Raw genomic sequence first — 25,892 nt, forward strand, 5'->3', positions numbered from 1 at the left:
AACCTGTAGGGTTTTAAAATCACTCGCTGTAGTCGTATGATTATTGTATACCTGAATAAAGCGGTAAATAACGCGAGTCTTTGCATGAAAAAACCATTACCTGTGCTGTATTCACTCAGAAATTGTCCTTATGCGATGCGCGCAAGGTTGGCGATATTTGTATCTGGGCAAACGGTTTGTTTACGCGAAGTATTACTAAGCCAAAAGCCTGCGCAATTGCTAACGGCTTCAGCGAAAGGCACAGTGCCTGTATTAGTACTGCCTAGTGGCGAGGTGTTAGAGCAAAGCCGAGATATTATGTTGTGGGCGTTTAGCCAGAGTGACCGCAACAACTATTTACTCCATCAAGTACTTGATAATCACAAGCAAAGTGCAGCCCAAACAATGCAGCAGTTGATGACTCAGTTTGACAGTGAGTTTATTCTCCGTTTAGAGCATTATCGCAGCGCTAAACGCTATCGAGACCCTAAGTTATTGCGCTATCGCGCCGAGTGTGAAGTTTATTTGCAACAGCTAGAATCGCGTTTAGCTCAACACCAGTTTTTATTTTCTGATCAGGCGTCGCTTGCGGATCTTGCGATGATGCCTTTTATTCGCCAGTTTGCTCGAGTAGAGCGGCAATGGTATTTACGCTCGCCTTATCCTGAGGTGCGGCGCTGGTTAGATAGCTATTTACAAAGTGCCATGTTCAGTAAAGTCATGGCACAATACCCTGTATGGAAAGAGGGCGTGAATGAGACGTTATTTAGCGGCGTATAAAGCCTGATACCAATCAGTTTCTAGCCCACAAAAAATGTGGGCTGTTAAGTTACACTGTTACTTGAGTTGAAACTCTGGGCGATAGTGTTGTGGTAGTTCAAACACCTTGTGCTCGCCGCTCAATGGGCAGACAAAGCTCAAATGGCATGAAGTAAGTTGCAAGTTAGGCGTATTTTCACTGCCATTACCATGTTGTCTGTCACCGACAACCGGATGGCCTAAACTCGCCATATGAATACGGATTTGATGTTTACGCCCAGATTCAATTTTTACCTGAACCTTAGACTGATTTAGCTCGCTGTTATATTCGAGAATATGAGCATGGGACAACGCTGATTTGTTATCGACATCGGTATCAATAGTGATATTGCCTTCAGGAAACTTACCCTCAACAATCACTTGGTAAAATTTATTGAGTGCTCGGGTTTCAAATAGTTGGGCAATTGCAGCCGTCACTTTTTTACTGTGGCCAAGCACGATCAGTCCGCTTGCTGCGAGATCTAAGCGATGAATGATATAGGCGCTGCGGGCAGGGTCTAAATGGGTTTCTGCAAAGCGATTAATGGTGGTGTGATCGCTCCATTTAGAGCCTTGGCAACGTACGCCAAATGGCTTAAACCAAATGCTATATTGGCCTTGGTCAAATAGCAGTTCTGGCGCAGTAACGACTTCATCTAACACTGCTTGGTTGTAGTAAAGGTGTAGCTCATCACCAGCCTTCAATGGCTTTTTGGCACGGCGTAAACGATTAGTTTGCTTACCATGACTATGCCAAACCGCCCCTTTTTGCATAGCTTGTTTAATGTTCTGCTTTGATAGACCTGTATCTTCTGCGAGTAGACTCGCGGCATCGAGCTCTGCTGACTGGACTTTTATGTGGGTTTCTATTTTCAATGGGCTCATGCTTTTAAGCTATCAACAAGAATTAATCTACAGGCGATATTACACTATTACGCTGTTTTTAGCTCATAGATACGTTTATCTTGTGGTCAGTTGAGAGGTTTACATTTTGAGCTAGTCGATTAATGTAAACTTGGGCTATTCATATTAATTAGCGCAACACCGATAACAATTAAAATCATGCCAAATAATGTATCTAGGTTGGGCATTTTACCTAGAAACCTGCCGATTAGCGTGATCAATACTATGCCTGCACCACACCATATGGCATAGGCAACATGTGTAGGAATACTCACAGAGGCCAGCGATAAAAAATAGAAGGCTCCAGCATAACCAATGCCGCATGCTATTGACGGAATTAAGCGACTAAAGCCCATCGTTACCGGCAATAAGCTGGTGGCGATGACTTCGCAAATAATGGCCAAGATCAAATAAAAATAGCTATTCATATAAATGCCTACAGAAAAAATACGCCCAAAAAATGCTTTGGGCGTGAGGTTGATTGAAAGGCTTAGCAAGCTTTCAATATCATCATGACTACAATGGGTTTACTAAGCATTATTAAGAGCATTGGTAATCGATTATGTTGGTAAACCGTGGCAGTGAATATTGTTTGATGGAGCAAATTTAATGCAAATTGTCTTGTTATCACCTCATGCTAGGCTTAGTGTTGAATACATAGAAAACCGAGGTAATACACTGAGAAGTATTAGTGAACTCAAATTGAGTTGATATTCAGGATATTGCCACTCAAATGGAGTGAGTTATGGACACCCAGTTAGCATTAAGAGTTAACCATTGGATAGCAAGCGACCCAGATCCACTAATGCAGCAAGAGCTACAGACATTGCTCGATGCCGGTAATGAAACTGAACTCGAAGCACGCTTTAATGGTCGTTTAGCCTTTGGCACCGCAGGGCTTCGTGGTGTGGTTGGTGCAGGGCCAACTCGCATGAATCGTCTAGTGATCCAGCAAACATCAGCGGGGTTAGGGGCTTACCTAAAGGCACAAATAAGCGATGTGGCAACACGTGGTGTGATAATTGGCTACGATGGCCGTCATGACTCTAAGCAGTTTGCTCACGATGCCGCGGCAGTATTAACGGCTTTGGGGATAAAGGTTTACCTCACTGCGGATGTCGCAGCTACTCCGCTAGTCGCATTTGGGGTACTGCATTTAGGTGCAGCAGCGGGCATTGTGGTAACAGCGAGCCATAACCCGCCACAGTATAATGGTTATAAGGTGTATTGGGGCAATGGCGCGCAAATTATCCCGCCACATGATAGTGGCATTGCCGCATGCATTGATAAGGCTGCAACAGAGAATATTAATTTATTAGACGCCCAGCAAGCGCAAGCTGCAAACTTGCTTGTGATGTTAGAGGATGAGTTTTATCAAGCTTATCGTCGTGGTGTTAATCAAGCCGGTGTTTTACAGAACCATACCCAGCCTGATGCGGTAAGTTTGGCATATACAGCCATGCATGGTGTAGGTAACAAGATGGCACTTGATGTGCTAAGAGATGCTGGTTTTACCAAGGTGTATTCGGTAGCTGAGCAAGCGCAACCAGATGGCGATTTTCCAACGGTGAACTTTCCTAATCCGGAAGAAAAAGGCGCGATGGATATGGTGATTGCTGAGGCGAAAAAGCATGGTGCTATGTTAGCCTGTGCAAATGACCCAGACGCTGATCGTTTTGCGGTTGCTGTGCGCACAGAAAGCGGTGATTACCAGATGTTAACCGGTGATCAGGTAGGTGTGTTGTTTGGCCATTACTTGCTTACACATGCTAATGACAACGAAAAGCTGACCTGTACCACAATTGTTTCTTCTAGCTTATTGTCAAAAGTGGCGCAAAGCTTACAAGCTAATTGCCGTACCACTTTAACAGGGTTTAAGTGGCTAACGAATGTGGGGATGAGCGAAGAGACTGATAATAATCGTTTTATTTTCGCTTACGAAGAAGCTTTAGGTTATACCGTTGGCTCAATGGTGTGGGATAAAGACGGCTTATCAGCGTTAGTCGCTTTTGCACAGCTAACTGCCGAACTCGCTAGCCAAGGCCAAACCATTTGGGACAGACTAGAGAGCATCTATCGTCAGCATGGTTTCCACCTAAATGCTCAGGTGAGTATCGCACTTAAACCGACAACGCCAAATATCGGTGCTTATTTACGTGAACATCCACCGTTAGCGATTGCAGGACACCAAGTGGTATCAACTGATGATATCAGCATCAGCAAACGTGTATTTAGCGATGGCAGGGAAGAAGATATCGCGCTACCTAGCAGTGATGTGCTTATTTATCGTTTAGAAAACGGCGCTAGAGTGATTGTTAGACCATCGGGAACAGAGCCTAAAATTAAATGTTATTACGAAGTGGTAGAGGCAATGACTGAGGCTGATACCTTAGCCAGTACACAACAAAAAGCGCAAGCTGAGATGCAGCGATTTATCAATGCTCATCAAGCAGATTTACCGCAATAATTGGGTCATTTTGTCTGTATCGGTTGATGTGTGTCACACTTTTGCAGATTGTATGTTTAACAGAGGATAACCGCTAACTAACTATTTTATTTAAGTTATTTTTGTTATTATTCGCCATATTGCGCAGTAAGAGTTGAGTATAAGCTCACTCTTACTGGGAAGTGGATATTAATAATAAGAGCTAAAATAAAAAATGATTAAGGTATGGATAGGAATAGTACTTTGTATCGCCAGTTTTTCTTTTGATGCATTGGCAGCGAAAGAAGAGATAAAACCTTTAGTATTATTCCAAGGAGAGGTTGCCGAGGGCTCATTTCTGCATATGGTAGAAAAGGGCGTATTAGCTTTCGAGCAGGCGACCTCAATTACTGTTGTACAAAAACGTTTACCGCGTGGCGATGAGCGTTACTTAAAAGAACTTGAGAACAGTGCTAAGCAAGGTTTTAGCCCGATAATAGTGCAAGACTCCAATTCACTTGCACGGTTTGCCAATATTGCGAAGGCTTATCCCGCCACCAAGTTTATTTCCTTAGATGTTGCTTATGATGTACCCAACATATTGGCCCTAACATTTAACCATGCAGAAGGGGCTTATGTGGTTGGCTTTATGGCAGGGTTGAAAACTAAAACCAATAAGGTTGGCTTTATTGGCGGTCTTGATATCCCGGTGATAAACAATTTTCGTTGTGGTTACGAACTTGGATTACAGCAAGCTAACGCCAATGCAACCCTAGTCACTCGTTATATCAATAAGGGCACGTTTTCGTGGGATGACTTAGATTCCGCTCAGCAGTTATCGCAGCAAATGCTGAGTGACAATGTTGATGTTATTTTCCCAGTGAGTGGCATGGCAAGTAAAGCTGTGATGGATACCATGAAAGCCGCTGGCCTACAGCATTATAGTTTTGGTATCGATGCCAATAGTAATGCAGACTATCCACAAACCTTACTCGCTTCATTTGAAAAACGTTCTGACAAGGCGGTGTTTGCCGCATTAATGTTGTTGAAAAATGGCATTTGGAATGGCACTGAAAAGCATTTCGGGATTAAACAAGGGATTATTCAAATCACAGTTAATCCAGAAAACACAGCCTTAAACGCCAGTGATAAAGAAAAGGTCGATGAGCTTATTACGCAGTTAAAGGGTAAGAATAATCGCATTTCTCGTGAAATTTTAACCCATTGTAAGGTGTAATAATGAAACGGCTATCGTCCCATATCATTATGCTTTACATGGTGCTGACCTTAGTACCACTCCTTATCATTGGTGGTTTTACCGTTACACGTACCTATATTGCTGAGCAGCAAGAGTGGACCGATCTCTACGAGAAGGTATTGTTGCAGCAGTTGCTTAATGCCGAAAAATCGTTAGCTGAGTTTGATTTAGCGCTAGCTGAGTTGGTGGTCAATGATTTTTCCCGGTTAGATTATATTCGCTCGGTCAAGCTAGAGTCCGATCTATATGCGATGACGTTCGCTGAGGTGATCAACACTAATACCAGCTCAGATAATCTAATGTTGCTGACTTACCCAATTGTTGGCGCTCAAAATGATAGGTTAGGTCAACTGATAATTTATAAAGATAAAGATGCTTTTAGCTCCCATATCATTTATTCGGTGTTACCTAAGATCATATTTTTTGCATTGCTAGTGAGTTTTATTTCATTTCTATTTAGCCGTAAAATTTTGGCGATACTAAAAAAGCCTTTTCAGGATGTGCACCGTTTTACGGCCTTGGTTGCCAGTGGTGAATTTAATACGCCACCACCAAAACACCACAAGTTTATTGAGATCAATGCGATTTTTTCTTCTTTAGAGCTGATGCGTGTCAAGCTATTAACCTCTAGAAATCAACTGCAAAAAAGCGAAGAAAACTATTCTCGTACCTATAATTTGACTCAAGTATGTTTGTTTGTTGTTGATGTTAAAAAGTGTCATATCGTAAGGGCGAATAGAAGATTTACCGAGCAAATTGGCAATATTGCGATGGTCAATTCGCATCATGCCTCGCGCTTGCAACGATTTATCACTCTGTTACTTGAGCGACAAGGGAGCCATAGTTTTGAATATGCGATTAGCGTTAATGGTGTAACCAAACACTTTCAGGTGAATTATTCTGAACGGATCAAAAATGAAATTGAGTGTTCAGCAATGGATATTAGTGAGCTTGTTAAGGCAAGGGAGTCGGTAGTGATGCAACTGCAGACCGACGCGTTAACCGGTATTCCTAATCGGGTGAGCTTTAATCAGTTCGTGCAGCAAGTTGAGAATAAACAGCATTCACAGTTTACATTGATGATGCTGGATTTAAATGGTTTTAAAGGCATCAATGATAACTATGGTCACCTTGCAGGTGATGAAGTATTAAAAGCAACCGCACAGCGGATTACTGATTATATTCAAGCATTTGGTTATGTATATCGCTTAGGCGGAGATGAGTTTATTATTAGTTTGCTGGGAGAGTTCTCTGAGGCAAAATTACGTCAGATAGCCCTTGATATTATTGCAAAGGTTGAAGCGCCTATCCCGTTCAATCAAATTCAATTGTCAGTGTCTTCTAGCATAGGAATAAGTTGCTTTGATGAGCGTAGCGGTATTTCAGTGGGTGAGGTATTTAATGATGCTGACATTGCAATGTATCACGCAAAAGTGAATCAACTACCACCGGTTTTCTCAACTGAGCTACGTGCTGCATAACCAGCAAGCTTAATGGCGTAAATAAAAAGCCCGCTTATGTAGGTAAGCGGGCTGTTATTTAAGAGATAATCATTACTTTATAGCATTAATGCTTTCAGGTTTTATCTCAGGTATTGTGAGTTCGAGTGATTTCACATAAGCGATACCACTTGCGCTGATCCCACCTTCATAGTCACGGCTACCGTCAGCGGTAACAACAGAAACTTCGCTTGGGTTCCATGCTTCAAAGAAGCTAGTTAGATCATAACCAGATACTTGAGAGGCACAGGCCATGAGTAAATCGCCTTCACTCAGACCTAAAGCGTTTTGCGCAGAACAAGCTTGATTGTCGATGTTGCGCGCTTCGCGGTGCATCATCTTAATCATGTTCCAACCTTCATCTTCGCCATAAAACTCAGGAATAGTTTCACCAACAAAGTGCGCTGCGATCTTAAAATGATCTTCGGCCCATACTTTTAGTTGAGCAAACATCACTAAGCGTGATCCCGCATCTCCATGACTCCAAACATGACCATGATCGCGGCTAATCATCATCGGCGCTTTTTGAATGTCAGTTTTAATGCGATCCATTTCGCCAGTGCCATTATTGCGTTGTTCTTGCATGTATAGCGCCAAGATATTGTTAGCAACTTCGGTAGCACCTTTAACATTAAATGGTGCTGCTGCTAAGTTATGGCCCACCTCATGCCATAGTAACCAGTCATCGACAGGATTAGTTGGTATGGTGTTGCGATTGCGGCTGTAGGTTGTACTCATAACCGGGTAGCCAGAGTGCGCAGCGCCAATAGAGATCTGCACATCGTTGACAAAACGGTGGCTATGCTCAGGCAGTGACTCATCGGTGAAACGCATATTACCTTGAGTGTTGTCTCTGGCATGGAAATCACTGGCTTTATTAGCAAAGCTATTCATGCCGTCAGCAAACTCTTGGATGTTAGTCGCTGTAACGTTTTGCACTGGTGTAGTGTAAACAAAGTGACCGGTTACAATTTCTGCTAAAGGCACATCTGGGTTAACTGGGTTTTTCCAATCACCGTCTTTCCAAAGTGACGCTTCAAGCACACCGCTAAAGCGATATTCAACGCTATTCAATTCAGTGGTTTTAGCTGGCTTGATATAGATTAGACCGCCATATGGTGCGATGATTTCAGTTGTATCACCAGCTGTGTGATGCCATGATTTTTGAACACGAGAAGGGCGCTTTAATGCCAATTCATGCTGATGTTTACCTGTCACATCATCCACTAATGCAACGGTGATCGTTGCGTCGTGATCGCCTGTTACTGTAACAACATTACGCTTCACCGCCCAAAGACCAGTTGATTGCATATTGTTTGCTGTGCCAATAACGGCATTGTTGAAGGTTTCAACGTTTACGCTAGCATGACCGCCAGAACTTGCGGTGTTACCCGGGTAGATGCTGGTGTCGACACTGATGTCATTATCCCAATATGAACGACCAAGCATAATCCGCGTTAACGGTTTTTCTTGGTAGTTTAGCGGGTAACTAGGGTTCAGCTCACCAGTTTCGGTAAGCATACCGTAGTCAGTTAACTTTTTACGAGTTTGTTCGTTACATGCATTATCAGGCTGATGAACATCTTGGGTGTAACAGTTAAGGAACTCAACGGCTTGTTTAAAGCCTAATTCGTCTTGTACACCTGCAACATACTGATACTGTTCATCATTCCATAGCCAAATTGATAAATTGTCATAGGTTTGATTGAGTTCATTTAGTGATAAACGTGTACCTTCATGACCTTTGCTGCGGTAATAGAGTTCATGCTGATATAGCTTAGTTACGTTGGCACCAAGGTTGGCTGCTTTTACCATAGTGTTAACCACATCGGGACTCATTTCATAGCGAGTAAAGCGTGGTCGGTAGTATCTATGTCCAGTAGCGAAACCATGGCCTTTACGGGTTTCTATACAGCCGATTTCATAGTCATAGTTTGCGTCAGTACACTCTTTTACTTTTGGAAATGCAGCTTTGATTTTGGCTACCGCTTCAAGGCGCTCAGCTTCAGTTTTGACACTGTAAAAGGCAAAGTTATTTTGCTCAGTGCCATCTTCAGCTGTGGTTTTGAACTGAGCGACATTAAATGTTGGCTTGTCGATTGGGCTTGGGAATGTCACAGTGCCGTCATCATTGACTTCAAACTTAGACATATCGTCAAACTTCTCGTAGGTCACAAGAGTGTCGGTAAAGCTTGCACGTGCATTAGGGTAAGGCGCTTGGCAGTAATAGCTTTCACCACAATACGCCTGACGCGTACGCGCTAGGTTAGCACCTCCCAAGGCAATGCCTGCCGTATCGGCAAGACGCGCAATTGGCTCTGGGTTTAGTTGCTCGATACCGTCCATAAACAAGATATTACCGCCGGCATTGACATAATTTATTAGTGCGGTGACATCGCTTGCTGACAATAATGGTTTACTGATGTCTGCGAGTACTTTTACACTCATTCCATCACCGAATAGACCTGTCTCGTAGGCTTGTAGAATTAATACAGGCGTAGTCGCAGGCACGAGATTGTCGTAGTTTCCGCTGCTAAATGTTTCTACATTTAACTTGTAGGACTCATCAATATAGAAGTCATATTGTTGGTTTGAGTTAACGCGAGAGTGCCAAACTTTACCTATGTTAGTGCCAACATTAATTGCGTTTTTACCGTTAGCATATTCAGGTACAAACCAAGTAAACATATTGCTAAAGAAGCGTGGCATACTGCCATTGTCTTTGCCTGCTTCCTCGCCACCAGCCCAGTAATTTTCTGGTTTGCTTAAAATATTGGGATACATGCTGTTACCCATAAACACGACATTGCCTTTACCTATTTGGCCGGCAGTGATAACCGGTAGATTATAGGTTGCAGTATCTTTGCCTACTTTTTCAGGGCGCTTAAGCACAACATCTGAATCAGCATCAATAATTTTTGCATCGGTTACATAAGGGAAGCCGTCATCACGACGATAAGCTTGCTCTGCGCCAAAGGGAAGCCAATAGTTCACGTCATTACGTGGCATTAATACTGGGAATGCAGTATTGGCGGTATTCATTGAACGCATAAAGCGGGCGAAACCTACCTCTCCGTAAAATGCAGAGTTGTCGTGAAATACATGGAATTGATCAACATCGCGGTATAACTGTTGCAGCGTATCAGTGACATATAAGCTCTTTTGCAGTAATGGACTGGCGGCTTGATATCGCGCTGCAGGGTTTTGATTAAGTTCGGCATCAATGATCTGTGCTAAACCGCTATCAAACTGCGCATTAAATTCATCGGGAACTCGATATTGGGTATCTTCGATTTGTGCGCCGTTAGGTAGGTTAATGTTAATGATTTCATTAATGGCATTAGGATATTGAGCAAAGACTTGATGTACATGCTCGCCAAAGCTGACTCCCTCACTAGAGTGAGTGGCGTAGCGCGCAACTAACGAGTCGATATTTTGCTTAACAATTTCATTTTCTGATACATCAGTCAGCAGGTATTCAACCTGATTGCCTTTGATTGAGCCGAAGGTGAAGGTATCAAGCCCTAAGGTGATAGTCTCACCCCAAATATAGGACATGCTGCCGCTTGCATCAGTGATGCCACGAGCAGACTTAGTGTAGTAGTTGATCCCTGCAATAGGTTTACCTGATGAGTCAGTTAACACGCTTACGGTTTTTACTGATACGTCACTACTCGGTTTATAGCTGTAAGCGTCTTCTGCCGCAGCAGATACAAAGCTGGCGTTAATATCAGGCTTAGCACCAGCCGACACTTCAGGGGTTAAACTTGTATCCACATGTGAGCTAGGTGCTTTATCTATTTCGTCAGTTTCTTCTGCCGCTGGTGGATTTAAAAACGCATCAATATCTTGGTTATTGCCGCTCGAAAATAATGGTGCAATATCAAAGCTGTCTAGTTCATCCAGACAAACCTCTGTACTGATAGCAGGACAGGTGCTGATCTTTGCCATGACTTTTGCACCAGCAGCAACGCTGATCCCATGGCTCCAATCATCTTTCATATCTAACGCCATGGCGTTATGGCTATCGCGAGTCCAGCCCTCAGGAAGTGGAATATCTTTGTTGAGTAGCTCTAGTGAACCGAATGAGCAGCTAACATTATCACCGTCTTTGAAGGTGAAATGACCGTTATCACCCAATTCTTGGCCGTTACAGTGGATCTGCCCTGTAAGTTTAGTGCCATTTAATAACAAACTTCCTTGATAGGTTTTCTTCGCTGGGAGAATTTCAGTTGGCGGTAAGGTTTCAATCGTGCCACTAACACATTGCTTATTGGTATAAGTGTCTTTCTCTGCTAACAATGCTGTACGAGCAGCTTGGCAAGCGTCGATACTTGGATAAGCATTTACCTTAAGTGCAGAAGCATCATTGATATGGTCTTTGGCGCTAGCGCTGCAAAAAAACTGCTCATCAATCGTGTGGCTAGCCGCAAAAGTGTCTTCACAAAGCTGGTCATCAATGATGTCAAATAGAGGCGTTGATGGTTCTAGCGGAATGCTAGGAATACTTGGATCAACAGGCTTAGTGGCGTCGCCGGAGCTATCTCCACAAGCAGTCAATAAGTTGCTGATTACTACAGCAAGTATTAGTTTTTTCATTCTATAGTCTCATAACCAAAAGCAAAGGTGCTTTCTTTAAAAGCTATCCGCAAATAGGTTTTAGAGAAATGCGCTTTCAACGCAACATTGGCTTATGAAGAGTAAGTTAAGCTGTTGATTTAAGGTAAAGGCGACAGGAAAGTGTAAATATTGAGTTTAATGGTAAAGTCTGAATTTAAAGGAAGCGGATTTTATCTCAATAGTAGGCAAATGAGTATGATATTTTAAACTTAAGTGATTAAAATAATTGGCTAAAATACCTCCATGTTCAATAGTGGAGCATTAGTTAAAATCTGCTCGCCGCAACCGCGGCGAGATCTAGGATTATACTGGCTTACATTGCGGCGTAAGCCTTGTTAACTTCTTCACTAATAATTGCTATACCTGCACGCATCTTGGCTTCGTCCTGTACATAGTTCATACGCAGACACTGGTGTGCGTGTTGCCACTCTTGTTTTTGGCCAAAGAAGAAATATTCTCCCGGCACAATCAATACTCCACGCGCTTTTAAGCGCTTATAAAGTTCCATGGTGTTGATTGGCAAATCATCAAACCATAACCAAAGAAACATTGCCCCCTCTGGCTTATGGATTTTAAAACGACTGTCAGTAATCGATTGCTGTAATAAATCGACTGCAAATTCCGATTTTTGCTGGTAAAACGGCTTAATCACTTCACTACTTAAACGCAATAAATCACCAGAATCGATCATATGTTTCGCAATCGCAGGGCCAAAGCCACCGGGTGCTAAGCTAATAATACCGCTCAGGTTGGTTAACGCTTGTGTGATCTCTTCATTGGCGATAACAATACCGCAGCGAACACCGGGCAGGCCAAGTTTGGATAAGCTCATACATAAAATGGTATTGCTGTTCCAAAACGGCGTCACTTCTTCAAAAATGATATTCGGAAACGGTGTGCCATAAGCATTGTCAATGATTAGCGGAATATCATGGCTGCGCGCCAGCTCATCTAGCTGGGCAACCTCATTATCCGTAAGAACATTGCCTGTTGGGTTGGTTGGTCGTGATACACAAATCGCAGCAATAGAGTTATCAATTTCTAATTGCTTAAAATCAACATGATACTTGAACATGCGATTATCAAGCGTTTCAATTTCCGGGCGGTAAGAGACAAAAATATCATCATCTAAGCCGGCATCTGCATAACCGATATATTCTGGCGCTAGCGGTAATAAAATCTTTTTATGGCTGCCATCAGCTTGCTTGCCGGCGAGTAGATTAAACAGATAAAAGAAGGCGTTTTGACTACCGTTGCTTAGGCTAATATTTTTCTCACTAATATCCCAGCCGTAGGTTTCACGTAGAAGAGATGCTAACGCTTTAAGGAAGCCATCTTTGCCTTGTGGGCCGTCATAGTTGCTGAGCGCGGCAACCAGCTCACCGTTGGCCAGCATGTCGGTTGTAGCTTGCTGAAAATAATCTTGCATTGCTGGTATTGCGGCGGGGTTGCCACCGCCAAGCATAATTGCTCCCGGAGTAGATAATCCTTCATTAAGATCATCCATCAGTTGAGTAATGCCGGAGTAACGATTAAATTTTTCACCAAACTTTGAAAACTGCATGCTATCTCGTACCGCTATTGCTTATGTACGCCTGTAGTAACAATACTCAGCACAAAAGGCACTTATTTTTTCAGTTTTTAGTGACTAATTTGGCATAAGTCATATTTTATTGATGAAATCGTAAATTTTTTGTGCAGTTGTTTTACTTGAAGTAAAAGCGTTCAATTTGCGCAGAATCTAACTCGCTCAGCCTTACTCCGTTGAACTTAGGGCGCTAACTATTGTTAAAGTGGCCGAGTTTTCTTACTATCAATGCCAATTTAAAATCATATGCTCACGCTTCTCGAGCCCCGCATTGAAAGATGAGACCCCATGAAATTTATCCATACCTCTGACTGGCATATTGGCAGGCAGCTTCACAACCAGAGTTTGTTAGACGATCAACGTTATGTGCTAAATCAGATAGTCGAGCTAGCAAAATCAAATGAGGTTGATGCGGTGGTGATTGCCGGTGATATTTACGACCGCTCCGTGCCGCCGGCTAATGCAGTTGCGCTGCTTGATGATGTGGTTAATCAATTGGTCAATCAGCTGGGTATTAAAGTCATCATGGTTGCAGGTAACCATGATGGCCATGAGCGTCTCGGCTTTGCATCACGACAAATGCAACAAAGTGGCTTGTATATTATTGGCCCGTTAACGTCGCAAATTGAGCCAATCATATTACAAGGTAAGCAGGGTGGAGCGGCGTTTTACCCTTTGCCTTATGCTGAGCCTGCTACAGTACGGCATCTATATGATTGTGACGCCAGCACCCATGAAGAGGCGATGCAAACCTTGCTTGAGGGCGTGACAGCACATGATAGCCAAGGCTTACCTAAAGTGGTGATTGCTCACTGTTTCTTAGATGGCGGTAGTGAGTCTGAATCTGAACGACCACTCAGTATTGGCGGCGCAGATAAAATCTCTCCAAGTTTATTTAAAGACTTTGCTTACACTGCGCTTGGTCACCTGCACGGGCCGCAATATAAAGGCCAAGAGCATACTCGCTATTCAGGTTCGATCCTTAAATATTCATTCAGTGAACAAAAGCAGAATAAGTCAGTGACTTTGGTGGAGTTTGACACAGATAACCTGCCGAAAATTAGCTTGTTACCGCTAACTGCCATGCGTGATGTACGCATTGTGGATGGCGCTTTAGATGAACTGCTGCTAGCTGGTGAAAACGATGCGAACCGTGATGATTATTTAATGGTGCGCTTATCAGACAAACACGCCATTTTAGATGCCATGGGTAAACTGCGTAATGTTTATCCTAATGTATTACACCTAGAGCGAACGGGGTTAATGGCAAATAACGAGCAACTGGCAATTCGCGCTGACCATATCAAAAAGGGCGAGTTAGAGATGTTTGCTGACTTTTTTAATCAAGTTTCAGGTGAGGCGTTAACGCCCGAGCAGCAGCAGATGATGGTTGCAACGATAGATGCGCTGCATAAGTCGGAGGATAACCGATGAGACCTTTATCGTTAACTATGGTGGCATTTGGCCCATTTGCAGGCAAACAGGTTATTGATTTTGAAACCTTGGGTAAGAACCCACTGTTTTTAATTAACGGGCCAACAGGTGCGGGTAAAACCACGATTTTAGATGCTATCTGTTTTGCTTTATATGGCAAAACCACTGGTGATGAACGTGAAGGCAGCCAGATGCGCTGTGATTTAGCGGCGGATAACTTACTGACAGAGGTGAGTTTTAAGTTTGAGCTAGGTGAGCAGCATTTTCATATTCGCCGAGTACCAGAGCAGCAACGCGCTAAGAAAAATGGTGACGGCTTTACGACTCAAAAGAGCGAGGCGCAGCTTTACAAGTTAGAAGCTGATGGTACTGAAGTGCCATTAGTTGCAGCAAAAGTGTCTGACGCCACAGCTAAAATAGAAGAGTTTACCGGCTTAGATGTTGATCAATTTCGACAAGTGATGGTGCTGCCACAAGGTAAGTTTCGTGAGCTACTAATGGCTGACTCTAAAGAGCGTGAAAAGATCTTTAGTCAGCTTTTTCAAACTCATATTTACCGTAAAATTGAAGAGAAATTAAAGCAGCAGGCAGCGGGTATTCGCAAAGACGTTGAAGCGATGCGCAATCGTCGTGACGGGATATTTCAAGGCGCAGATGTGGTAAGCGAACAAGCGCTTGTTGATGAACAAACTCAGCTACAGCCTCAGCTCGTTGCAGCAGAGGAGTTAAAAGCAGAGTCTGAACAACAGGTATTAGCTTGCAACCAAAAATTGGATAAAGCGTTACAGCAACAAGCTGACTTAAATAAGCTTAATCAGCTTAAAGCCGTTTCTGCTGAGCTGTTAAGTCAGCAACCACATATTGAACAGCAGCAACAGACATTACAGCTTGCTAAGCGGGCGCAATTGTTACACCCCTTGCATCAGTCGGTAAACGCTCGACAAGCCGAATTCGCACAATCTAAATCGGCACTTATCGCTAAGCAGCAGCAAGAACAACAAACGGCTAAAGCACTAGCTGATTCTGAAACCAATGTTAGCCAGTTGCCAGTCATTGAAGGTCAGATTTTAGCGGCGCAACAACAGCTGAAACAGCGACAAGATCTGATCCCGCAACTGACCGAAATTGATGGGCTTGTAGCCAAGCTGGCGCAAAAAGAGCAAGCAATGCAGCATAGTGAGCAGCAGGGTAAAGGGCTGAAGCAGCAAGCTGAAGCCCTAAGCGAGCAAAAGCGTGCGGCGCAAAATCAATTAGACGGATTAAAAGCGCAAGCTGCGCCGCTGTTGTCATTGCAGCAACAGCTTAATGATACTAAGCAGCATTTAAGTATCTATCAGCAGTGGCAAAGCCTTAACAATGAAATCGCCAATAACCTTACTAAATTGCAACAGGCTAAGCGCAATGGTGCTGAGCTTAATCAGCAGCATCAAGCGTTGAAAACAGCAAGTGAGACCTTGCAGTTTAAATGGCATAGCGGTCAAGCGGCAATTCTTGCTGCCAAACTTAATCCGGGTGATGCATGTCCTGTTTGTGGCAGTTTAGAGCACCCAAACCTTGCCAGCAGCCATGAAACGCCACCGACTGATGAAGCCAGAGAGCAAGCGCAAAACGCTGAAGCAGAGGCATTTGCTAAGCTAAACCAAGCCCGCAATGATTACCGCTTGCTACAGCAAAATGTGAGTAATTTAGAGCTGCGCGCTAATGAGTTGCAGCTACAGTTGGCAGATGTCGCAACGATTAGCTTTGAAGAGTTAAGTGCTAATTTGGCTCAAATTAGTCAGCAGTTTAATGACGCAGAAAAAGCCCAGCAGCAACAAGCTGAGCAAGATTCTCAACTGGTTAATATGCAGCAGCAAGAGCAAACATTAACCCAACAGTTAGAGCAAGTACGTGAGCAATATGCTGGCCTGAAAGAGCAAATGGCCAGTGACAAAGGTCAGTTGCAACAGCTTAAAGCCAATCTGCCAGATGATATTACAAGCGCTGAAGAACTTAACCAAGAGGCTGTCAGACTTAAGCAAAGTATTGAAGCAGAGCAAAGCAAGCTACAAAACTTGCGCACAGAACATGCTAACGCGCAGCAAAATCATGCCGCTGTAAAAGAAGCCTTAAAAGCGGCGCAACAAACTCAAGTCACCGCAGAGCAGCTATTTGAACAAGCACAAGCCGAGTTTAATACTCAGTTGCATCAATCGCAGTTTGTTGATTTGCCTGCCTATGAGGCAGCGTTACTAGATAGTGCAAGTCAGACGCAACTTGAACTGGTAATTAAAGACTTTGAACAGCGTAAAATCAGCAATCAAGCCAATATTGAGCAGCTTGATGCTCAATTAGCAGATATTGAACTGTTGGATGTAGATAAGCTTAGTCAAGATAAAGCGGAGATCAGCGCCAAGGCAACGCTAGTGCTAGACCAGTGGCAAAAATTAAGCGCTCGCGTGCAACAGCTGGCACAAACTCAGCATCAGCTAACTGAGCTTAATACACAGGCTAAGCAGCTTGAGTCGCAATATGCTGTGGTGGGCACTTTATCTGATATAGCGAATGGTCAAACAGGCAATAAAATAAGCTTACAGCGCTTTGTGCTTAGTGTGTTACTTGATGATGTCTTGCTTGCAGCTAGCCAGCGTTTACAGTTAATGAGTAAGGGACGTTATCGCCTATTGCGCAAAGAAGATCGTGCTAAAGGTAATAAAGCCTCAGGCTTAGAGCTTGAAGTTGAAGATGCTTACACAGCTAAAGTACGCGCTGTTGCCACATTAAGCGGTGGTGAAAGCTTTATGGCAGCACTTTCAATGGCGCTGGGATTATCTGATGTGGTGCAGGCTTATGCTGGTGGTATTCGGCTTGATACCTTGTTTATTGATGAAGGCTTTGGCAGTTTAGATCAAGACTCGCTGGAACTGGCTATTCGTACTTTAATGGATTTACAGTCAGCAGGGCGCATGGTTGGTGTGATCTCCCACGTGACCGAGATGAAAGAGCAAATAGGCAGTCGCATCGATTTGAAAAAGACCGCAATGGGGAGCGAGATCAATATCGTTTTACCTTAATTGATTTGCGCTTATAAGAGTTGCGGTCAAACTAAACACAGCTTTCGTTATTAACCCCATTGTAATTAGCCGTTTATTGAGCCAATACAATGGGGTTTTGTGGCTTTAACTGAGCAAAATTTCGTTTTAGTGAAAGTTGATAACTGATTTGTGCAGCCGATCAGTTTGTAAATGGCGTCAATTTTGATATAACTTGGCATCAAACCGCGTTTTTACGGGGTTTTATAACCAAAAAGATAATCAGAATAACGAAAGTTGAGGCCCACGTTGCGCGCAAGTAAATTTTCTATGTTAAATATGTCTCGAAACCGTTGGGCGGCATTACCATCGCTTCACCGAAAACTGTTATTGGGTTCATTCATGGTGGTGGGGATCGCACTTATGATGCCAAAGCATTCTGAATTATTACCGCAACGGATCCCTGTTCAACTCGATATTGATGCCATTCTTGCTAAAAGTGCCACTATACCAAGTGTAGAAGTATTAGAGCCAGTCGCCGATTTTCAAAAGCAAATCGTTAAAGGTGACACCTTAAGTGGCTTGTTTGAGCAAGGTGGCGTGGATCAGCAAACCATGTATCGAGTACTTGAAGCTGACTTAAACGTATTGGCATTAGATACCTTAATGCCGGGCAATAAAATTGAATTTTGGTTAAATGATGCCGGTGAGTTAGAAAAGCTTAGCCTGTACTTTAACGCCGCTCGCCAAGTGATCTTTAGTCGTTTCGATGACGGTTCTTTTAATGTTGAGGAGATCAATATTGAAGGTATTTGGCGTGATCGAGCCATATCTGGGCAAATTCACGGCTCTTTTTATGTGTCAGCACAAAAGATGGGCCTAAAGGCGGCTGAGATCCAACGTGTTGAGGCGTTATTAAAAGAGAAGCTCAATTTTGCTAGAGACTTACGCGCTGGCGATAAATTTTCGGTATTGATGAACGATCAGTATATTGATGGTGAAGCCACAGGAAATAGTCATGTGTTAGGTGTGACCATTGAACGTGGCTCAAGCAGTATCAATGCTTACCAGTTTAGTGACGGTAACTTTTATGACGAGAACGGTGAAAGCCTCGCACGCGCATTTCAACGTGTTCCACTGTTGAAAAACTACCGTATAAGTTCACGATTCAATCGCCACCGCCATCACCCAGTGACAGGTCGCACATCTCCGCATAACGGAACTGACTTCGCAACGCCAATTGGTACTAAGATTATCGCCCCAGGCGACGGTATCGTTTCTTTGGTTACCGATCATCGTTATGCTGGTAAATACGTAGTGATAGAGCACGGTAATAAGTACCGCACCCGTTATCTTCACTTATCTAAAGCACTTGTGCATAAAGGTCAGCGAGTATCTCGTGGCCAAGTGATTGCGCTTTCAGGCAATACGGGACGTATTACAGGACCGCACTTACATTATGAGTTCCATATTAATGGTCGCCCGGTGGATCCTATGAAGGCTAAAATTCCGATGGCAAGCAAATTGTCATCAAAGCAGATGGATGAATTCAGCCAGATAGTAAAAGTACGAAAAATGATGATGGGTATTGCTTAACCGCTAGCTATCGTTTTTGTTGTAATCAAGCCATCCACAGGATGGCTTGATGCTTTCTAGGCTGACAAAACGGGTTTATACAAATAGAGAGCAAATCAATAGAGTGTTGCTGCTATTTTAGGCTTTTTCGTCAAGTACCTTAAAACGGATAAAGTACAAGTTGTTCGTTGCAGGATAGAGCCTGCGTAGCAGCCATTTCAATATAAACACAAAGGGTAAGTTTTCAGCTTTTGCATGGACAGAGGTCAGCTTATCCAGCTCTATCTCCTCAACAGCAAGAATGGTTAGGCGGCAAATTTTACAGTGATCTTCATGGGTATAAGCAGTAACAATTTGCCCAGGGTAATAATTACTGTCTGATTTATCACGGATGGTGGCGGTTTTTTTACCTGAAAGGATCTGCCGAGCCAAGCGTTTAAAAAACGTAATTTTAGCCAATGAGTCGTTCCTTTTTAGTGATTTGTTATTTTATTAGATAACAAAAGTGCTCGCTCCGGTTTGCTTGAATCTCAATATACCTAACTCTCCTTTGTAAGCTCATTCAGCGCTTTGATTTTTGAGTAAGTATCGCAAAATTTCCCTTTGTTTCTCAGGCTATTCGTCAACAGGGGTTAATACAAAGGCGTACAAAATGCTACATTTGTTAATTAATGTCGTAAGGCTCCCAGTGTTCCTACAAAGTTGATGTTACCTAACTGCCCCCTTTTTCAATGTATAGTAATTCGCCATATTGTAGCTGGTAAAAAAATGATAGGTTGTTATTAAAAATTCGTACTTGTCTTTTTATATAGGGATATAACATGAAGACACCAATGGATTGCCGTACTATTTTTTTTAGTTTGGCCTACTGCTTATCCTCTTTTTATTTTTCGAACGCATCAGCGTCTACCATTGCACTTTCTGGGCAATTTAAAGTTAGCGAATCAGGTGCTGCAACCTATAAGTTACCAATAGACATCCCCAAAGGGCGGGGAGGTGTTAAACCTAATGTATCACTTTCTTACTCATCCTCTAGTGGTGACGGTTACCTTGGATTTGGATGGGGACTTCAAGCGAATTCAGTGATTTCTCGATGCCCCTCGTCTTTTGAGCAAGATGGTAAGCAGCGTGGTGTGAAGCTTGATAATCTAGACAAGTTTTGCCTTGATGGTCAACGTCTTATTCTTGTATCTGGCACCTATGGCGCAGCCAATTCTAAGTATCGCAAGGAACTCGATGATTTTTCTGTGACAACAGCGCTTGGGCAGCTCAATGGTGGAGGCCCTGCAGCATTCAAGGTTGAAAATAAAGCCGGTGAGACGCATTACTATGGTGATGTTTATGCGCAAACTGGTAAAAATTTTAAAAATGGTGAAGGGAGCAATCAATTTGGTGATGCACTCGTTACAATAAATAACACCTTTACAAGTAACAATGATGTAGCGCGTTTATGGGCAATTAAGGGCGTTGAAGATGCTGTAGGCAACTACATAAGCTTTCATTATACCAAGACTCAAACTGAGCATTATATTTCCCGCATAGACTATGCAGGGCACAGTGCTGGTGCATTACCCTACCAAAGTATTCAATTTGATTATATTGATAATCCAAAACCTAAAAGTGGTTACCTTAATGGTGGAGAGTTTAGCCTCACTAAGCTTCTTAACCATGTAGACGTCGTCATTGACGGCGTATTGTCGCGTCGCTATAACTTGACGTACAACACATCAGATGTAATTGAGGAGCGCAATTACCTAGACAGTATTATTGCTTGTGTTGACGAGCAAAGAAGTGACTGTAGCCAACCTATTGTGCTTAGTTGGACTCGCCCTGCGAATAAACCAGAGGTGGGGTTAATCGAGATTATTGACCCAGAAACGCAGGAATCTCGCTGGGTTAAAAATGCTTCAGCGTATTATGTACCGTTCAATTCAGCGACAAAGATGAGTGTCCCTGCTGGAGAATATAGAACTGCACAGGTGTTTGATGCTGATGGAGACGGTTTAGCAGATATGATTTATGCCCGAGGAGGGCGATGGTATAAGCGCTCTTTGTCGACAGGTGTTGAACTTGCAATGACTAGCTTGGGCGCTAATAAGCACCAATATGCGCAATCTATCGATATTGATGGTGATGGTCAGCGTGACTTATTAGTCGCATCAAGCAAGACAAGTCAATGGCATGTGATCGCATTTAAACCCTCAACCATCCCTTCTCAGGACTGTGAGCCAGATGGTAATGGAGGACAACTCTGTGTTGATAGTATCAGAGATGTTAATTACACCCTAACTAACCTGGGGGTGACAGCTACAGGCCTTGAAAATAGTGCCATGGTGGCTGATGTTAATGGCGATGGTCTGGAAGATATTGTGTTTCTCGGTGGTGATAAAATTAAGTGGTACAAAAATTTAAGAGGCAGTTTTGCCAATGCTGCAACCTTGTATACATTTCCAACCGATGAAGGCAACCCTCAGTTTGAACCATTAATTACGCAACGAACAGCCAATTTTAAAACCAGCGCTGCGATTGATGTCAATGGAGATGGCTTGACGGACTTACTGCTTAAGGTGAAAGAGACTAAAACGCAGTGTGTTAATTCACGAGGTCAAGTGCTCGCATTTGTTCGAACAAGAGACGAGTGCGAAAGAGATCATCGCGCAAACTGGCAAGAAGATATTACTAATGATTGGCGGTTATTGGTTTCTACTGGTAGCAGTTATGTTGAGCAACAACGGTTGCATGGTACAACCAATGTTGACACGTTACGAGTGGCTGACATTAACGGTGACGGTCTTACCGATATTTTCTACGAAACAGGTAATAGGTGGTGGCAGCGTTTATCAAATGGAATGCAGTTTACAGGCAGTGTCGACACGGGGGTGATTACCAGTAGTTCTAAGAAGTACAATACTTACTTTGTTGACTTGAACGGTGATGGCCGCACAGATATGTTGGCGCCGTCAGGCAGTAGCGCCTTTAAAATTTATATGTCGGTACCAACCACAGGCCATACTTCGGCTTATTGGCAATCAAGAGGGACCATGAGTGTCAGCCCAAGCCGGACTATCCGCTTTGGGGATGTCTGGGGGCGTGGCCGAGTGGATATGCTGTCAAATAATGGCAGTAATTGGTATCGCCATGCTAATGCACTTAATAAAAATGACAGCACCATCAATGCTATCACTGATGGTTTTGGCGTGAAGACTCAGATTACTTATGCGCAGCTAACCGACAGTGTATCTGGTATTTATGACGTCTATAAAACCCAGAACTCAAGTAACATAGATCCAAGCAAAAATTTTTCATTTATTGCACCGCTTAAAGTGGTTAAGCGTGTCAGTACCGAAGTCAGTAACACGAGTGAAGTCGCGGTACGCTATGAATATGGTGGTTTATTGGTTAACCGTCTAGGTCGTGGATTTCAAGGGTTTGAATTGCTGCGAACCATTGATGAACAATCTGGTATAGAAACAGAAACCCTATATGAGCAAACATTTCCTCAAACTGGTTTGCCAAAGGTGACACGACAAACCTACCAAGGCCAAGCACTTTCTGAGTCGAGGAACCGCTACACTTTCAGTACTACGTCAACATCAGAGACGGCAAAGCTATATCGTCAAACTGATGCAATAGTGACTGAAATTGTGCGCCAATACGACTCCGCAGGCACGGTATCAGACTTAACAGAAACGCAAACAGTAAATAGTTATGATACTTGGGGTAATCTTGAAGCCAGTGATATTACAATCACCGATTTAAGCACAAACCAAGTGGTTGCTCGCACTGCGACGACCAATCAATACAATGGTAATGGCGGCGGTGCAGCAAAGGGGCGGTTAAGTAAAACCACGGTCACTAAGTCGCGCTTCGGTCAACGTCTGACAACGCCAGCACAAACTAGGGAAAGTCTATTTACCTATTACAATAACGGCTTGCTGCACACCTCAGTCGTATCGCCTAATGATATCAAGTACAAGCTCACATCAACCAATCGTTATGATACTTATGGTAATAAGTTATCAACATCTACCACTGGTGGTACGACGGCCAGTGGTGGTGGCATACAAACAAGAACATCATCAAAGGCCTATGATAGTCGGGGACGTTTTGTTAAAAGCAGCACTAACACGTTGGGTGATACTTCGACCAATACTTATAATGGCGGCAGCGCAGACTCAGTGACAGGCCCTATCCTGTCGGCGACGTTGACAGACGCTAACACGCGCAGTATCAGCAAACACTATGACTTATGGGGGCGCCTGACCCAAGAGGTCAATCCTGACGGTAGTAATGCCCGCTATAGTTATGCGCTTTGTTCGCAATCGAGTGATTGTGGTGAGTTTAGTGATGGTTACTTAATTAGTACCAAAACACAGGATGGCGCGCCTGTTACTAAAAAAGTAACCGACCGCTTCGGGCGTGAAGTCGGTACGCTGACACAAGGATTCACAGGCCAATGGATTGTGACAGCGACAACTTACGATGCTCAAGGTCGTGTTGATAAACAGTATGAACCTAATTATGACAGTATCGGCAGTTACTTTACTCAAGCCCATTACGACAGTTTTAACCGCATATCCAGTCACACTCTGCCCAGCAAAGCGATAACTTATCGCTACTATTCAGGCTTTGAGACACTAAAAGTGGATGTGTATGGTAAGCAAAAATCGAGCTTGGTTAATGCGCTGGGTGAACAAGTCCAAGTGACTGATGAGCTATACAGTGAGCTGAATTTTGTATATGACGCTTATGGCAACTTGCTCAACAGTTATGTTAAAGCCAGCAATGGTGATGAGGTGTTACGTACTCAGCTTACCTATGATAAGTATGGACGTAAAACTCAATCCATCGACTTAGATAAAGGCACATGGAGTTACACTTATAATGCCTTTGGTGAACTCTTAACACAAACCAATGCCAGCAATCAGGTGACCACATTTTACTATGACAGTTCAGGAAGAAAGGTTAGGCGCACCGATGCAGAGGGCACGGCTTGTTGGCTTTATGGTAGTGGCAGTACCAACAACGCAGGCATGCTTACCTTTGAGCGTAGCTACAGCACAGTAACCAGTAATTGTAATGCGAGCGGCTATCAACAACAAAAAGCCTTTATTTATGATAATGATGGCAAACTTAAATCCAGTACTACTACAGTGGCCGGCAACAGTTATGGCATCGGCTTTGATTATGATGGCTATGGCCGCCTCTCTAAAACCACCTACCCTAATAGTCTCGTTAAAGTTAACAATCACTATAACAGTTATGGTTATCTTTCTAAGCGCACAGATAATTCATCAGGGCTTGCTTACCAAACGATTAATCATATGAATGCCCGCAATCAAGTTACAGACGAAACCTATGGAAATGGCGCGCGAGAAAAGTCTACATTCACCTCTGCAATGGGGTGGAAAGATAGTGTGACTCTAACTAAAGGGCGGACGCTGCATAAGCTTGAATATGATTTTGATTTAGCCGGCAATCTTGAATGGCGCAAACATCAATTGACCAGTGCCCCAGCCACTTTTGCAGAAACTTACGTTTACGACGACTTGTATCGACTCTTTGACCGAGTGATTACAGTAAGTAGCGGTGGCAGCACGTTGCCAGTTGATTTTAAATCAAGCCAACATACTCGTTATGATGATTGGGGTAACATTACTTCTAAAACAGGCACAGGTTCTTATCGATATGATATCAATAACCCTTATCGCCTAAGTTATATTTGTGAAGGTGATAGCTGTAGCGCTCATACTGAGCCTGCAACGGCACAATGTCCCGCGGGTTACAGTGAAAACCGCAGCACAGGTTATTGCGAAAGACGGTCTTATTCGGGGCAAGCTTCACAGACATACCAATATACCTGTCCCGCCAATTATTACCTTGTAGGAACCATGTGTATTTTTGATTTTGGCGCTGGAGGCGGCTCTGGTGCAGCACGAGCATATGGCACTATTGGCGGTGGCGGTCCATCAGACTGTATTGGCGGCTCCTGCCCAATTCCTGCAACATTAACGGTTGTGCATAGTTGTCCTAGCGGGGAAACGGTGTTGGGTTCAAGTTGCTATAGCCTAGAGACGCGCCCAGCAGAGTACCAATGCCCCGAAGATTATACGCTTTCAGGGCAAACTTGTAGTGCCTCAGCTCAGAGGCGTTTTGAAATGGATTATGATGAAAGAGGTAACATTACAAGCGATGGCTTGCGTGAATTGAGTTATACCTCATCCGATTTAGTTAAAACAATTACAAAGGGAAATGAATCGAGTCAATTTAAATATGACGTCAATCGTAAGCGTTTCGAGCGTTATGACGTGAAAAAAGAGAATAACGTCAATGCATATTACACGACTTATTATGTGGATGGTTTGTACGAAAAAGTGGTGCGAACTGGAGGTGGTCAAGCATCACTCATCGAAGAGAAGCTATATGTCGGCAATGTGGTTATAACAAAGCGCAGTAATAACAGTAGTGATATTTACTACCTGCATAAAGACCATCAAGGCTCGACGACAACGGTCACCAACTCTGCAGGTAGCATTGTGCAGCAGTTTACCTATGATCCATGGGGGAAGCAGATAGCCGCCTATACCAGCTCATTGCTCAATGGGCTAATCTCACCCTCAGCAAGTAAAGGCTATACCGGCCATGAAAGTGTAGAGCATATGGATATTATCCATATGAATGGCCGAATTTATGATGCTGAAATAGGCCGCTTTTTACAGGCTGATCCGTTTATACAGCAGGCGGATAACTTGCAGAACTATAACCGTTATGCGTATGTATTGAACAACCCTATGTCTTACAC

Annotated in this window: 13 protein-coding genes; 8 read left to right on the forward strand and 5 right to left on the reverse strand. The window is 43.4% G+C overall.

All coding sequences use genetic code 11. The features are described 5' to 3' along the window. Positions 1 to 84: 84 nt before the first annotated feature. A complete protein-coding gene (locus tag L884_RS0115185) occupies positions 85 to 759 on the forward strand; it encodes a glutathione S-transferase (protein WP_028768291.1) in 675 nt (224 codons plus the stop codon). A 57-nt stretch (positions 760 to 816) separates the two neighbouring features. On the opposite strand, the gene L884_RS0115190 is transcribed toward L884_RS0115185, so the two are convergent. Both L884_RS0115190 and L884_RS0115195 read right to left on the reverse strand, forming a co-directional pair. Then, entirely contained in the window at positions 817 to 1,662 is an 846-nt protein-coding gene (locus tag L884_RS0115190) for a pseudouridine synthase family protein (protein ID WP_028768292.1), read from the reverse strand. A 119-nt stretch (positions 1,663 to 1,781) separates the two neighbouring features. Next, a complete protein-coding gene (locus tag L884_RS0115195) occupies positions 1,782 to 2,108 on the reverse strand; it encodes a DMT family transporter (protein WP_028768293.1) in 327 nt (108 codons plus the stop codon). A gap of 317 nt (positions 2,109 to 2,425) precedes the next feature. On the opposite strand from L884_RS0115195, the gene L884_RS0115200 reads away from it, so the two are divergent. The 3 genes from L884_RS0115200 (at position 2,426) to L884_RS0115210 (ending at position 6,844) form a co-directional block, all read left to right on the forward strand. Continuing rightward, positions 2,426 to 4,147, forward strand: coding sequence for a phospho-sugar mutase (locus L884_RS0115200; protein WP_028768294.1), 1,722 nt, complete (start codon positions 2,426 to 2,428; stop codon positions 4,145 to 4,147). A gap of 193 nt (positions 4,148 to 4,340) precedes the next feature. Continuing rightward, a complete protein-coding gene (locus tag L884_RS0115205) occupies positions 4,341 to 5,342 on the forward strand; it encodes a BMP family ABC transporter substrate-binding protein (protein ID WP_028768295.1) in 1,002 nt (333 codons plus the stop codon). A gap of 2 nt (positions 5,343 to 5,344) precedes the next feature. After that, positions 5,345 to 6,844, forward strand: coding sequence for a GGDEF domain-containing protein (locus L884_RS0115210; RefSeq protein WP_028768296.1), 1,500 nt, complete (start codon positions 5,345 to 5,347; stop codon positions 6,842 to 6,844). Positions 6,845 to 6,916: 72 nt separating this feature from the next. Here L884_RS0115210 and L884_RS22200 read toward each other — a convergent pair whose 3' ends face one another. Both L884_RS22200 and L884_RS0115220 read right to left on the reverse strand, forming a co-directional pair. Beyond that, a complete protein-coding gene (locus tag L884_RS22200; RefSeq protein WP_245603140.1) occupies positions 6,917 to 11,461 on the reverse strand; it encodes an SslE/AcfD family lipoprotein zinc metalloprotease in 4,545 nt (1,514 codons plus the stop codon). Positions 11,462 to 11,795: 334 nt separating this feature from the next. Next, positions 11,796 to 13,046 carry a valine--pyruvate transaminase gene (locus tag L884_RS0115220; RefSeq protein WP_028768297.1) on the reverse strand — a complete coding sequence of 417 codons (1,251 nt, stop codon included), beginning with the start codon at positions 13,044 to 13,046 and terminating at the stop codon, positions 11,796 to 11,798. A 312-nt stretch (positions 13,047 to 13,358) separates the two neighbouring features. On the opposite strand from L884_RS0115220, the gene L884_RS0115225 reads away from it, so the two are divergent. The 3 genes from L884_RS0115225 to L884_RS0115235 all read left to right on the forward strand — a co-directional run bounded on the left by L884_RS0115225 (position 13,359) and on the right by L884_RS0115235 (position 19,111). Continuing rightward, positions 13,359 to 14,504, forward strand: a complete 1,146-nt coding sequence (locus tag L884_RS0115225; protein WP_028768298.1) for an exonuclease SbcCD subunit D — start codon at positions 13,359 to 13,361, stop codon at positions 14,502 to 14,504. After that, positions 14,501 to 17,557: an AAA family ATPase gene (locus L884_RS0115230; RefSeq protein WP_028768299.1), complete on the forward strand. Its 3,057-nt coding sequence runs from the start codon at positions 14,501 to 14,503 to the stop codon at positions 17,555 to 17,557. The genes L884_RS0115225 and L884_RS0115230 overlap by 4 nt, the downstream gene beginning before the upstream one ends. A 297-nt stretch (positions 17,558 to 17,854) precedes the next feature. Continuing rightward, on the forward strand, positions 17,855 to 19,111 hold the full coding sequence (locus L884_RS0115235; RefSeq protein WP_037411071.1) for a peptidoglycan DD-metalloendopeptidase family protein: 1,257 nt from the start codon (positions 17,855 to 17,857) through the stop codon (positions 19,109 to 19,111). 117 nt (positions 19,112 to 19,228) lie between these two features. On the opposite strand, the gene yqfB is transcribed toward L884_RS0115235, so the two are convergent. Then, positions 19,229 to 19,549: a N(4)-acetylcytidine aminohydrolase gene (gene yqfB, locus L884_RS0115240; protein ID WP_037411007.1), complete on the reverse strand. Its 321-nt coding sequence runs from the start codon at positions 19,547 to 19,549 to the stop codon at positions 19,229 to 19,231. Positions 19,550 to 19,911: 362 nt separating this feature from the next. Between yqfB and L884_RS22205 the strand changes: the two genes are divergently transcribed. Next, positions 19,912 to 25,892, forward strand: a 5,981-nt coding sequence (locus L884_RS22205) for a toxin TcdB middle/N-terminal domain-containing protein (protein ID WP_037411009.1), incomplete at its 3' end; no start/stop codon positions are given.

The organism is Shewanella fidelis ATCC BAA-318, from assembly GCF_000518605.1.
Taxonomy (GTDB): Bacteria; Pseudomonadota; Gammaproteobacteria; order Enterobacterales; family Shewanellaceae; genus Shewanella; species Shewanella fidelis.